The following is a 12,096-nucleotide window of genomic DNA, read 5'->3' as shown; positions in this document are numbered from 1 at the left end:
GGTATGATGGGAAAATTAACGCTGGCGATGTCGGAAAGCGACCGCACCTTAAAGCTGCTGACCGGCTCGAAACGATTGTCCGGCTTCGAGCTGGACGTGCAGCACGAGTCGATCGAGGATATTTTTGTCAAACAAATTTCGGAAGCCGCCTATGATGTATCCGAGTTATCGCTGGCTTCTTATTTAATCGCCAAAGGCGGAGGAGATACGCGGTTGACGGCGGTTCCGGTGTTCCTGTCGCGCTCCTTCCGGCATAACGCCGTTTACGTTCGTTCGGACAGCCCTTATACGCATCCTTCCGAGTTAAAAGGGAAGCGGTTCGGGTTCCCCGAGTTCCAAATGACCGCAGCCGTGTGGGTACGGGGCATGTTCCGGCATGAATGGGGCATCGCCAATCACGAGATGCAGTGGTTTACGTTCCGTCCGGAACGGGTACCGGTGGATATCCCGGCGGTACTGGCGGAAGGCGATATTTTTGAAGCGCTGTCGGAGGGGAAGGTCGATGCGATCATGACGGCCCGGCGCCCGCCGGAGAAGCTCTTTCCCGCTTCGGGAGAAGGCGGCGTGCTGCGCCGGCTGTTCCCCGATGTGTGGAACGTGGAGCGGGAGTACTACGGGCGCACGGGGATTTTTCCGATCATGCACCTCGTATCGCTGAAGGCGGAGACCGCCTCGCAATATCCCGAGCTCCCGGGGCAGCTGTACGAAGTAATGAGACAGATCAAGGACGAGGGGATCGCCGGCTTGCTGGAAACGATCCGGAACTATACCTCCGATCCGTTTATCTGGGAATCCTCCGAACGTTCGGCGAAGCTGATGAACGGCGATTTGTGGCCCTACGGCGTCGGGAAAAACTGGCCGCAAATCGAAACGTTTATCTCCTATCTGCAGGAAGACGGCTTGCTTGGGCGCGGCTTCACGCCGCAGGAAGTCTTCCATTCCTCCGTGCAAGAGACATAAGCAAAGGAAGAGGTGCTGCCTTATGAACGGCGGACATGAGCATAAAATGACGTTAAATATCAACGGCGAGGATGTGAACTGGGATGGCGATGCTACGGCTTCGCTCTCTGACGTCATCCGCGAGGGACTAGGCCTGACGGGGACGAAAATCGGCTGCCGTACCGGCGAATGCGGGGCGTGCACGGTGCTGCTCGACGGGCAGCCGGTCGTGTCCTGCCTCGTGCCTGCGGCTTCCGCACAAGGGCAAACGATCGAAACGATCGAAGGCTTGTCCCGGAACCCCGAATTCCAGGAGCTGGCGCATTCGATGCAGGAGTACGGCGGTGTGCAATGCGGTTTCTGCACCCCCGGGGTCATGATGACAACCTGGGCATGGCTGCAAAATCCCGGTTTGTTCCACGGCGACGTGGGAGCCGCGCTGAAAAATAACCTGTGCCGCTGCACCGGGTACCAAGGCATTATCGAGGCCGCCGAACACGTCCTGGCCGCGAAAGGAGCCGGGCGATGAATAAGATCGGACAAGCGGGCAAGGCGACCGACGCCAAAGCAATGAATCCTGCGGCTCCCAAGCAGCAAGCCAATCCCTCCGAGCGGAAAAAGTCGCCGCTCGACCTGCAATCCAAGCTCGAGGGGCAAACGCGTTACCTGCACGACATGAATTTCCCCGGACAATTAGTTGGCGCCATTTACCGCAGCCCGCACGCGCACGCCAGAATTACGCGGATCGACGCGGAAAAGGCGCGGCAGGTCGAGGGCGTCGTAGCCGTCATTACGGCGGACGATGTGCCTAACCATAAATACGGGCCAACCAAGTTCAAGGACTGGAACATCCTGGCCAAAGACCGCGTGCTGTTCATCGGCGATGAAATCGCGGCCGTGGCCGCAGAGACGAAAGAAGCGGCGGAACGCGCGCTGGCTTTGATCGAGGTCGATTTCGAACCGCTTCCGGGCGTGTTTGATCCCGAGGCGGCGATGGAGCCGGGCGCGCCGCAAATTCATGAAGATGTGGAACTGAACCGCCCTATGAAGGTAGAAGTGGCCCGCGGCGACCTGGAGGAAGCCCAAAAGGTAGCCGCGGTCGTCAAAGGCGGCCGTTACGTGTCCAACCGGATTTACCAGGGCCATCTGGAGCCGGTCGGAGCGATCGCCTATTGGTCCGAGGAGGAGGGCATCACGATCTGGGCGCCTTCCCATATCCCCTATCGGGCTCGGGAAGCTTATGCCGCCGGCTTCGGGTTGCCGGAGGATAAGGTGCGGATCATCGTGCCGCCGATCGGGGGCTCCTTTGGCGCCAAGTACGTGCTCAAGGTGCATGTGATCGCCGCGGCGCTCGCGATGGTTACGGGCCGGCATGTCAAGCTCATTCTGGACCGCTATGAGGACATGATCACCGCGCATCCGCGCGTGCCACTGACGTTCGATATCGAAATCGGCGCGGATGCGGACGGCCATTTTGTCTATAAGGACTTGACCGTCTACGCCGATGCCGGGGCCCGGGTGTACTGGAGCCCCAACGTGATCGCGACCGCCTGCACGCGGGCGGACAATATCTACCATTTCCGCAACGTAAAATCGACCGGCTATCTTTGCTACTCGAACAACAGCCCGACAACGTGCATGCGCGGTTTCGGGAATGCGGAAATGCTGTTCGCCGTCGAGAGCGTGATCGATGAAATCGCGCTGGAGCTCGGAATGGATCCGGCAGAGCTGCGGCTTAAAAACATCGTTCATGCCGGCGACACGACGCTGCACGGCTACCGCCTGGATACGTGCAAGCTGGACGAATGCATCGAGAAAGTCAAGGAATTGTCCGGCTGGGAACGCCGGAACGAGCTTCCTCCTTACCGGGGTCTTGGACTGGCCGTGGCGAACCATGTGTCCGGATTCCGGGCGATCGATCCCCGGTTCGACGGATCGACGGCGGTGATCCGCGTCAAGCCGGGCGGGCTCGTCGAAGTGGAAACCGGCGAAATCGAATTGGGCCAAGGCATGTCGATGACCTACGCGCGGATTGCAAGCCGCGTGCTGGGGATTCCCGAAGGCGATATCCTGGTGAGGTCCGGCGATACCGGACGTTATCCGTTCGGCATCGGCACGCTCGCGTCCCGAAGCACGGTGATGGGCGGCAATGCCGTGCAACAAGCGGCGGAAGCGCTGGTCCGCGAAATTCGGCGGTTGGCCGTGCAGGCGCTTGGCGAAGGTGCGGAGTATGCGACGGGCATCGTGAAGCATGGCGACCTTACCTTTACGCTCAGCGAAGTTGCCGATTGGTACCGGGCCCGTCACGCGGGAGAAGAGCTGGCGGTCAAGGAAACCTACGTTCCGGACACGGAACTGCCGGATGCCAGCTATTTCGGGCATCCGTCGCCGAACTATCCGTTTGCCGCGCACGTGGCGGAGGTGGAGGTCGATCCGGACACGGGCCGGACGAAAGTGGTCGGCTATTGGGCGGTGCATGATTCAGGTACGATCATCCACGAGACGATGGCGAAAAGCCAGGTGCTTGGTGCGGTGGCGCAAGGCATCGGTTGGGTGACGATGGAGGATTTGCTGGTTCGCGAAGGCAAAGTGCTTAACCCTTCGCTGATGGACTATCGCATGCCGGGCGCCAAGGATATGCCCGAAGTGCAGGTTCATTTCGTGGAGGACGCCGATCCGAACGGACCGCTCGGGGCCAAATCGCTCGGCGAGGTGGCGCTGGACCCGGTGCCGGGCGCGATCGCCAACGCGATCGCCCATGCGACGGGGCGGCGCGGCCAAGAGCTGCCGTTGTCGGCGGAACGGGTGTGGAAATCGCTGCATACCTGATCGCACATAATACAATTTTCGGGGCACATAACACGAAGACGGGAGATGACGGGAAGATGGAGGAACTAAGCCGTGAGCTGGAGGCCTGCCGGAGGGAGGGCCGCTCCTGCGTCGTCGCGACGATCGTCGACGTGGACGGCTCGGCCTACCGCCGCGAAGGCGCGCGCTGCCTCATCCACGCCGATGGGGAAGTGGCGGGCATCCTGAGCGGCGGCTGCATCGAGGAGGATCTGCGCGGGCATGCGCAGGAGGCGCTTCGCACCGGCGAACCGCGCAAGCTGTTCTACGACTTCCGTGCCGGGGAAGACGACGTATGGGGCCTTGGCCTCGGGTGCAACGGGGCCATCACGGTGTGGCTCGAGCCGTTTAATCCGGTCCGTTCCCCCGAAGCGGCGGACCGGATCATCGGCGACCTGCGGCAGCGCGAGGACACGCGCGAGCCGTATGTCGCGGCGACGGTGATCGGTTCCTCCGATCCCGCCGCCGTGCCCCCGGGCACGCGCTGGACGCTGGCCGGCGCGGCCTCGGAGGCCGGCCTGCTGGACGCGGGCCGGCGGGCCGGGCTGGTGCGGTCGCAGGAAGGCAGCGCGCAGCTGGAGCTGCTGCTGGAGCGGGTCGCACCGCGCCCGGAGCTGATCATCGTCGGCGCCGGCGACGATGCCCGTTTGCTCTGCAGCATGGCCCGCATGCTGCAGTGGCGGGTGACCGTCGCGTACCATGCGACGGACAAAGCGACGCGGGAGCGGTTCCCCGAAGCGGACGAGCTGCGGATCATTCCGCGTCTTGCGTTTGATCAGGTCGACGTCAGGGACAAATATATCGTCGTCATGTCGCATCATTTGGAGCTGGACCGGGAAGCGGTCCGGCGGATGTTGACCCCGGAGGTCGCCTATCTGGGCCTGGTCGGTTCCAAATACCGGCTGGAGCGGATCCTGGACCATATCCTTTGCAGGCAAGGACAGGGGGAGGAGGAGGAAGACGGCTTTGACCGGAGCCTGCTGGAGAAGCTGTATTCCCCGGTCGGCCTCGATATCGGGGCGGAAACGCCGCGGGAGATCGCGATGAGCATCCTGGCGGAAATGACCGCCGTCAAAAACGGCCGGACCGGCGGTTTTCTGCGCGACCGCAAAGGAACGGCCTCCGGCAGCTCCGGGAGACCGTCCCAGGCGCTGCCGCCGGTCGAACTGGATTTCCCGGAGTCCTGCCATGTCTGAGCAAGCTGCAGGAGGACGCGAAGTATGGGCGCTCATTCTGGCCGGCGGGGCCTCCAAACGGATGGGGGAGCCCAAGCTGCTGCTGCCGGCGCCGCAGGGAAACCTGCTGAGGCAAACGGCGCACCAGGCGCTGACCGCCGGAAACGTTCGGGTCGCGGTAATTGCGGCCGAAGACGGGCCGCTCCGCCCGGAACACTTGAGCGGTCTGCCGGTCGAATGGCTGGAGACGGCGGCCTCCCGCTCGGGCCTGGGGGCTTCGCTTGCCGCGGGGGTGCGGCACCTGGAAGAACGCCATGTACCGCCGGCGATTATGATCCTGTTGGGGGACCAACCGGAAATATCGCCGGAGGCCATCCGCCAGGTAGCCGATACCTATAGCCGAACGAGAGCCCGGATCGTTCAGGCGCGTTACGAAGACCGTCCGGCGCACCCCGTCTTGTTTGCGGCGTCGCTGTTCCCGGAGCTGACAGCCTTAACCGGCGACGTCGGTGCCATGGAGTTGCTGCAGAAATACAAGGAGCACACCGTATGGGTGAAGATCCACGGTCCGGCCCCGTGCGATATCGATACTCCGGAGGAATATGAACGGTATAAGCGGGCGGCGTTATCCAAAAGTTGACTTCCCGTAGGTTGACACGGTATCCTTAGGTCAATCCAAGCAAGGAGTGATGGAACGTGCAACTGAAATACCATTATAATCCGGAACGGATCTTTATCCGCGAGACGGCCAATGAAGACGACGTGGAATTCGAGATTACTTTCTTACAAGCCGAACCGTTGTTTTCACAAATGCGGGAGGTGCAAAAACGGTTCGAAGACAATGACGTTTATACCGATGTCTTGTTTTATTTGAATCAGGACCATGAACACCAATATAAGGTCATCGTACGCAAGGACTTTTACTCGGACTTCCTGCTCGCGCTGTTGAAATATCAAATCCTGAATAGACTCGAATGGGCCGGTTAACTCGCTCCCAATCATCCCCAAGGCACAAAAAGATCCGTTCCGGCTCGTTTGAACCGGTAACGGATCTTTTTGTCGTGCAAACTTAATAAGAAGACCGAACCTGCTCGCGGCGCAGCGCGCGCTTGGCCGACCATAACCGCCAGCCCGTCAAAGCCGCGGCGACCAGACAGATAGACGCCGAGGTCATGAATACGACGTGCATCCCGGACAGGAACAGGTCGGGGCGATCCGGCACCAGCCCGGTCACCCGGCGACCGGCCAGGCTGCTCATGACGCTGAACAGCGTGGTGGTCGCTACGGTGATGCCGACGACCATGCCGATGTTGCGCACGAGGGAATTGATGCTGCCAGCGATGCCCAGCTGCGTTTTGGGGATCTTCGACATGACCAGCGAGTTGTTCGGCGATTGGAACAGCCCACTGCCAAGGCCAAGCATACCGATCCACACGCCGACCAGCGCGATGGGGCTGCTGTCATGCAGCTGCGCCAGCCCGATTTGCGCGATAACCATCACGACGAGGCCGGCGAACGTCAGCAGTTCGGAGCCGATTTTATCGGACAACGCTCCGCTCAGCGGCGCGACGATGACCATGACGATCGGAAACAGCATCATAAGTAACCCAGCGTGGGAAGGCGAGAGATTCAAAAGGCTTTGCGTATAGAACGGCGCGATGATATTAAAACAGAAATTGGCCACGAACACCAGGAAACCGGTCAGGATGCTCAGACTGAACAGCGGGTTGCGGAACAGGGACAGCTGAAGCATCGGCTCGGCACTGCGCTTTTGCACCCAGAGAAACATGGCGAATACGATCACGGCCAGCACGAGGGCGCCGATGATCCGGAAGTCTTGATAACCGAGCTGCTGACCGAGCAGAAGGCCGGAGAACAAGGCTAGGATAAAGACCGGAAACAGCAGACTGCCGACCTTGTCGACATGGACCTTCAGCTTGGTGCGGTCCGCCGGGAGCATTTTCCAGCCGATCCCAATGGCAATCAAACCGACCGGGATGTTCACCCAGAATATATACTCCCAACCGAACCCCGATACGAGCAAGCCGCCTAGGCTGGGACCGGCGATACTCCCCAGGGAAACGAAGGTGCCGGTCAATCCCAGCGCTCTGCCGCGTTCTCCGGCCGGGAAAATGTCCGTAATAATGCCCTGACTGTTGGCCATTGTCATCGAAGCGCCAAGCGCCTGCAACAGCCGCGAGCCGACGAGCAACGGCAGGCTAAAGCTGAACCCGCACAGTAGGGAACCGACCGTAAAAATGACCATGCCCCATTTGAACACCTTGATTTTGCCGACGATGTCCCCCAACTTGCCGAAAAAGAGGATGGCAGCGCAAATCATCATCAAATAAGCGGTAACGACCCATTCTGCCTGAGCCACCGTCAATGCCATTTCTTTGGAGATGACGGGCAGGGCGATATTGACGATGCTGCCGTCGAGCGTCGACATAAACGTAAACAAATTAAGCACGATCAGGATCAGCCAGCGTTTGCGCTGGATGTCCGGATCGTCCTGATAGGAGGCTACGCGATGGTCCGAGCTCATGGATTTCATAGACATTACACCTCACTTGTCACTTTCAACCAATCATTTTGTTGCGTGTGCAACTATTTAGAACATGATCAGTGTACTCCAATTTAGTTGCGTGCGCAACCATTATCGTGTAAAATTTTTATTAATTCATGTTCACAAAGAGGTGCAGGGAATGAAAAACCATCCCATTAGCAAATTGATCGCTTACCTTCAGCGGATCAACCAAAAAGAACTGGCCGCCCTGTTGAAGCCACACGGTATTGGCGGCGGGGGAAATCACAGTTATCTGTTGGCCATTTTGACGCACCCCGGGTTAAACCAGGACCAATTGACGAACATGGTGAAGTTCGATAAGGCGACCACGACCCGCTGCGTCAAGCAATTGGAAGAGAACGGATTCATCGAGCGTCGGGTGGACGAGCATGACCGCCGGTCTATTTTGCTGTATCCGACGGAAAAAGGCCGGGCTTTCGAACCGACGTTACGGCGGATTTTGGCCGACTTTAACCGCCGGTTGACGGACTGCCTGACCGAAACGGAAAAGCAGCAGCTCGCGGCGCTGTTGAGCAAAATCTATGACAGCAAAGCCGATCCCGATTAACGTGCCTGCATCCTCTATTTTATCTCTACCCGCGAAATGATCGTTGATGAAACGATGTGATGTCGCGAAACAGCGATTTCCCGTCGTCGGCGACGGCAAAACCGCCGGTTAGCGGAAGGACCAGCGCCCGGTAGGGTTCCGGAACCCAGATGTATTGATGCACGTAGGAAGTGGCGATAAACCCGCAGCTTTCCCAAAAGGACAAGCGGTTTCGGTTAACCTCCGTGTCCTCCGCTTCCGCTTCGATGATTATGGCTTCGGCTTGATGCTCTATCGCAGCCCAATCGCGGATTTGCGCAAAAAAGAGCCGGCCCAGGCCATTTCCTCTTCGGTCCTCGCGCACTGCCATATAATCGAGAATCAGACGTATGCCGCCTTGCGTGCCGCTGAAGCCGGTGACGGCCATTGCGACCGTCTCTTCCCCAAGGATTCCCGCATGCAAGCAGGCAATTCCGCGATCCAGCATGCTCCGCAGCACTTTTTCCGGCTTGGCTCCGTGCACAAACGCCTCCCGGTAGATCGGCCCCAGCTTGTCCCACCAGGTTTCGTCCCACTCCGTCAATGTTTTGAATGTCAGTTGCATGTCGTGCGCCTCCCGTGTACGTTCGAATCTGACCTTATTTTAACCATGAGCCGGACCGGGTTACAATGGCGCCCGCTTCTTTTTGCTTTCAGGACATATGTCCTTTCCAAACGGCAGAAGATATCCTTTAATAAGGTATTGACATAAAGGATCAGCGATCCGATAACGAGGAGAGAGGACATGAAGGGTTTGTTGTTTGCGTTTTTGGCCGGCGCGTTCATTACCCTGCAGGGGGTGGCCAATACGCGGATCAGCGCGGATATCGGGACATGGCCGGCGGCGGCGTTGACCCAGTTTACCGGCTTCGCGGCGGCCATGCTCATCTGGCTGTTCGTTCGCGACGGCGGCCGGCGGGACTTGCGGCGGGTGCATCCGCTGTATATTAGCGGCGGGGCTTTTGCGGCGATCATCATTTTTACCAACGTTACGGCCATCCAGCACGTCGGGGTTACCTTGACCATTTCGGCCGTGCTGATCGCCCAGCTGTGCATTACGTTTTTGATCGACAGCCTGGGCTGGTTCGGCGTACCGAAGCAGAAAATGAGGCTGCCGCAATTTATCGGCATTGCCCTGATGATCGCCGGCGTGGTCATCCTGAAATTTTAAAACGCCGTGGGAAACGGAGCGCGGGAAGGGAGAGCGAAAGATGAAAGAAATCGCGGAACGCGGGCAACTGGCGGCTTATCTGGATTCGTACGGGCTAAGAGAAGTGTTTCCCGAAGCGCTGCTGCCGTATTTGATCCTTTACAGCTTTGACCAAGGGGAGCTGATTTGCGCCCAGGGAGAACCCTCAAGCATGCTGTACGTGCTGGTGAAAGGCAAGCTGAAAATTTACAATACTTCGCCGGAAGGCCGGACGCTCGTGATCTCCTTCAAGAATCCGCTGGAGGTAATCGGCGACGTGGAGTACATCCGGGACGGGGACATCGTTAACACGGTCGAGGCGGTATCGCCTGTCCTGATGATCGGGGCGGAGTACCGGTGGCTGCGAAAATATGGCGGCGACCATTCGCCGCTGCTGCATTTTTTGCTCGATATCATCACGAAGAAGTTTTACATGAAATCCAGCTCGATGAGCTTTAATCTATTGTATCCGGTGGAGATCCGGCTGGCGAGTTATCTGCTGTCCGTATCATTCGACAAAGCGGACGCGCTGTTTCGAGGGAAGCTCGGCACCGCCGATTTGGCCGATGCGGCGAATTTGATCGGCACCAGCTACCGCCATTTGAACCGCGTGTTGCAAAAATTTACCTCCCGAGGACTGGTGGAACGAAGCCGGGAAGGGTTATGGGTCAAAGATCCGGACGGCCTCCGCAAGCTAGTCAACCGGAATATCTACGAATAAGAGGAGGGACATGTCGATGTTATTGGGATTGTTATTGGCGCTGACTGCCGGTTCGCTGGTCGGCACGCAAAACGTGTTTAACACGAAAGTCAATGAACAAACGGGAACCTGGACCACGACGACGCTGGTGCTGGGATTAGGGTTTGCCGCTTCCTTCGTGATCGGGCTGGCAATGGAAGGAGGGGGCATGTTTGCCCTGCAGCACATGCAGCCCTGGTTCTATTTCAGTGGACTGATCGGCGTTGGGGTGGTCACCTGCATGGTGCAGGGGATCAAGATGCTGGGACCGACGTATGCCGTAGCGATCATGATGACTTCGGAGCTAGGATTTGCCTTATTGTTCGACGCGATGGGTTGGCTGGGCCTCGAGAAGGTGCCGTTTACGCTCAACCAGTTGATCGGCGTGCTCGTGATCGTCGGCGGGATTTTCGTGTTTAAACTGGGCGGAGGACGCGAAACCGAGGAGTCGACCGCCCATAACAAAGAGGTATTGAACTGACTACAGCAAAGGGGGAATTCAAGTGACGGGGAACATCGATAAGATCGCCTGGATCAGTCTGCGCGAAGGACGGCTTTTAGGCGTACGTTCCAAAGGCAAGGAGCTGTTTTATTTTCCGGGCGGAAAAAGAGAGCCGGGCGAAACCGACGCCGAAACGCTACAGCGAGAAATCCATGAGGAGCTGTCCGTGCGCATCAAGCCGGAAACGATCGACTATTTCGCGACCTTTGAGGCCCAAGCCGACGGCAAACCCGAGGGCGTGCTCGTGAAAATGACGTGCTACTACGCCGATTACGATGGCGAGCTGCAGCCGGCCTCCGAAATCGAAGAGCTGGCGTGGCTCGGTTATGCCGACCGCGACCGTACGTCGCTGATCAGCCGGATCATTTTCGACAAGCTCCATGTGATGAATTTGGTATGACGGAGGTTCGCATGATCATCAGACCATTACTGGCGGAGGATAACGCAGCGATCGAAAAAGTGATTCGCGACTGTCTGATCGAATTCGACGCGAACCGGGAGGGCTTGGCCTGGCAGGACGACAGCCTGAGCGAGCTTCACCGTTTTTACGAGCCCGAAGGAAGAGCGTATTGGGTCGTGGAGCATGACGGCAAGGTGGTAGGCGGCGCGGGCATCGCTCCGTTCGCCGATTCCGCCGAGGTGTGCGAGCTGCAGAAAATGTACCTGTTGGGCGAGATTCGCGGGACAGGCATCGCGACTCGGCTGCTGGATACGTGTCTGGATTTTGCCAAGCGGCATTACGAGCAATGTTATCTGGAAACCTTGCAGAACATGCATGCCGCCAACCGATTTTACCGAAAGCATGGCTTCCGGCCGTTGGATGCGCCGCTCGAGGGATCGGAGCATTTTGCTTGCGACGCCTGGTATATTAAGGATCTGTAGGGCCGATAGGTGGGGCGGTAGATCATCAACACTCGTTGTCGGGACGCTTTGCACGATTATCCCGTTTGATCAGGCAGCAAGGAAACAGACATCTCGGGATAAGGAAACGAATGTTCGAGTGGAGAAAATATTTGATGGAAAAGCAGACAGGGAGATGAAGGACAAGATGCGGGGAAGCGAAAAGACCGTGATTTCGCTGCAGCCTGAACCCTTCCGTCTGCAGCAACGCCCGCACGGTTCATTCTAATCCAAGTTGATTCGTATCAAGGTAACCCCCACCGTTCAATCGACTCGATCAGGCCGCGGCCGCAAGCGGCTGATTCGGTTGGCGCGCGATCAATTGGCGATAGGTAATCGCCGGAATTGCCACACACATGCGCAGAAACGTCTGCCGCATCGTTTCTTCCGCTCCGGGCAGGCGCAGCCGGCGGCGTACGGTGTACTCGTTCAGATACGCCTGCAGATGCTTCAGTCCCAAGACCACATACGTACTCTTCAGCGATTCCCACGCCTCTCTCACCACTTTTCGCAAGGGCAAATATAGCCGAAAGGCTAGAGGGAACGATTGCACCGCCGATGTACGGAAATCCACATGCCCGTTGATGAACGCGGCGAGTTCGGGACGACTTGCCCTTTTTTCGGCGCCTCTCTTATGCGGCAACAGGTGGATT

At 58.4% G+C, this 12,096-nt stretch carries 15 protein-coding genes; 12 read left to right on the top strand and 3 right to left on the bottom strand.

Annotated features, from left to right (window positions below):
* The first annotated feature begins 3 nt into the window (after positions 1–3).
* Genes ACQ4N8_RS21560 through ACQ4N8_RS21535 form a run of 6 tightly spaced genes read left to right on the top strand, consistent with a single transcriptional unit; the run spans position 4 to position 5,948 of the window.
* Complete coding sequence (locus ACQ4N8_RS21560) at positions 4–960, top strand: 4,5-dihydroxyphthalate decarboxylase (protein ID WP_430706404.1); 957 nt, start codon at positions 4–6, stop codon at positions 958–960.
* A 22-nt stretch (positions 961–982) separates the two neighbouring features.
* Positions 983–1,468, top strand: coding sequence for a (2Fe-2S)-binding protein (locus ACQ4N8_RS21555; RefSeq protein ID WP_430706403.1), 486 nt, complete (start codon positions 983–985; stop codon positions 1,466–1,468).
* Positions 1,465–3,768 (top strand): xanthine dehydrogenase family protein molybdopterin-binding subunit, encoded by a 2,304-nt coding sequence (locus ACQ4N8_RS21550; protein ID WP_430706402.1) that lies wholly within the window; start codon positions 1,465–1,467, stop codon positions 3,766–3,768. The genes ACQ4N8_RS21555 and ACQ4N8_RS21550 overlap by 4 nt, the downstream gene beginning before the upstream one ends.
* A 56-nt stretch (positions 3,769–3,824) precedes the next feature.
* Positions 3,825–4,982 carry an XdhC family protein gene (locus ACQ4N8_RS21545; RefSeq protein ID WP_430706401.1) on the top strand — a complete coding sequence of 386 codons (1,158 nt, stop codon included), beginning with the start codon at positions 3,825–3,827 and terminating at the stop codon, positions 4,980–4,982.
* Positions 4,975–5,601 carry a nucleotidyltransferase family protein gene (locus ACQ4N8_RS21540; protein ID WP_430706400.1) on the top strand — a complete coding sequence of 209 codons (627 nt, stop codon included), beginning with the start codon at positions 4,975–4,977 and terminating at the stop codon, positions 5,599–5,601. The genes ACQ4N8_RS21545 and ACQ4N8_RS21540 overlap by 8 nt, the downstream gene beginning before the upstream one ends.
* Positions 5,602–5,657: 56 nt before the next feature.
* Positions 5,658–5,948, top strand: coding sequence for a hypothetical protein (locus ACQ4N8_RS21535; protein WP_430706399.1), 291 nt, complete (start codon positions 5,658–5,660; stop codon positions 5,946–5,948).
* Between the two features lie 82 nt (positions 5,949–6,030).
* Here ACQ4N8_RS21535 and ACQ4N8_RS21530 read toward each other — a convergent pair whose 3' ends face one another.
* Positions 6,031–7,506, bottom strand: coding sequence for an MFS transporter (locus ACQ4N8_RS21530; protein ID WP_430706431.1), 1,476 nt, complete (start codon positions 7,504–7,506; stop codon positions 6,031–6,033).
* A gap of 160 nt (positions 7,507–7,666) precedes the next feature.
* Here ACQ4N8_RS21530 and ACQ4N8_RS21525 point away from each other — a divergent pair, with 160 nt between their 5' ends.
* On the top strand, positions 7,667–8,095 hold the full coding sequence (locus tag ACQ4N8_RS21525) for a MarR family winged helix-turn-helix transcriptional regulator (RefSeq protein ID WP_430706398.1): 429 nt from the start codon (positions 7,667–7,669) through the stop codon (positions 8,093–8,095).
* Between the two features lie 25 nt (positions 8,096–8,120).
* Here ACQ4N8_RS21525 and ACQ4N8_RS21520 read toward each other — a convergent pair whose 3' ends face one another.
* Entirely contained in the window at positions 8,121–8,678 is a 558-nt protein-coding gene (locus ACQ4N8_RS21520) for a GNAT family N-acetyltransferase (RefSeq protein ID WP_430706397.1), read from the bottom strand.
* A gap of 180 nt (positions 8,679–8,858) precedes the next feature.
* On the opposite strand from ACQ4N8_RS21520, the gene ACQ4N8_RS21515 reads away from it, so the two are divergent.
* From ACQ4N8_RS21515 to ACQ4N8_RS21495, 5 genes are read left to right on the top strand one after another with little or no spacing between them, the layout of a single operon-like run.
* Positions 8,859–9,284 (top strand): DMT family transporter, encoded by a 426-nt coding sequence (locus ACQ4N8_RS21515; RefSeq protein WP_430706396.1) that lies wholly within the window; start codon positions 8,859–8,861, stop codon positions 9,282–9,284.
* A gap of 40 nt (positions 9,285–9,324) precedes the next feature.
* The gene (locus ACQ4N8_RS21510; protein ID WP_430706395.1) at positions 9,325–10,023 is read left to right on the top strand and encodes a Crp/Fnr family transcriptional regulator; all 699 of its coding nucleotides are present in this window, start codon (positions 9,325–9,327) and stop codon (positions 10,021–10,023) included.
* 16 nt (positions 10,024–10,039) lie between these two features.
* The gene (locus tag ACQ4N8_RS21505; protein ID WP_430706394.1) at positions 10,040–10,522 is read left to right on the top strand and encodes a DMT family transporter; all 483 of its coding nucleotides are present in this window, start codon (positions 10,040–10,042) and stop codon (positions 10,520–10,522) included.
* Between the two features lie 22 nt (positions 10,523–10,544).
* The gene (locus tag ACQ4N8_RS21500) at positions 10,545–10,943 is read left to right on the top strand and encodes an NUDIX hydrolase (RefSeq protein WP_430706393.1); all 399 of its coding nucleotides are present in this window, start codon (positions 10,545–10,547) and stop codon (positions 10,941–10,943) included.
* 11 nt (positions 10,944–10,954) lie between these two features.
* Positions 10,955–11,425, top strand: coding sequence for a GNAT family N-acetyltransferase (locus ACQ4N8_RS21495; protein WP_430706392.1), 471 nt, complete (start codon positions 10,955–10,957; stop codon positions 11,423–11,425).
* Positions 11,426–11,720: 295 nt separating this feature from the next.
* On the opposite strand, the gene ACQ4N8_RS21490 is transcribed toward ACQ4N8_RS21495, so the two are convergent.
* A partial coding sequence (locus ACQ4N8_RS21490; RefSeq protein ID WP_430706391.1) for a hypothetical protein occupies positions 11,721–12,096 on the bottom strand: 376 nt, incomplete at its 5' end.

It is taken from the genome of Paenibacillus macerans (assembly GCF_050565405.1).
Taxonomy (GTDB): Bacteria; Bacillota; Bacilli; order Paenibacillales; family Paenibacillaceae; genus Fontibacillus; species Fontibacillus macerans_B.
The sequence above is the reverse complement of the archived record's forward strand: the minus strand, read 5'-3'. Positions and strand labels throughout refer to the sequence as shown.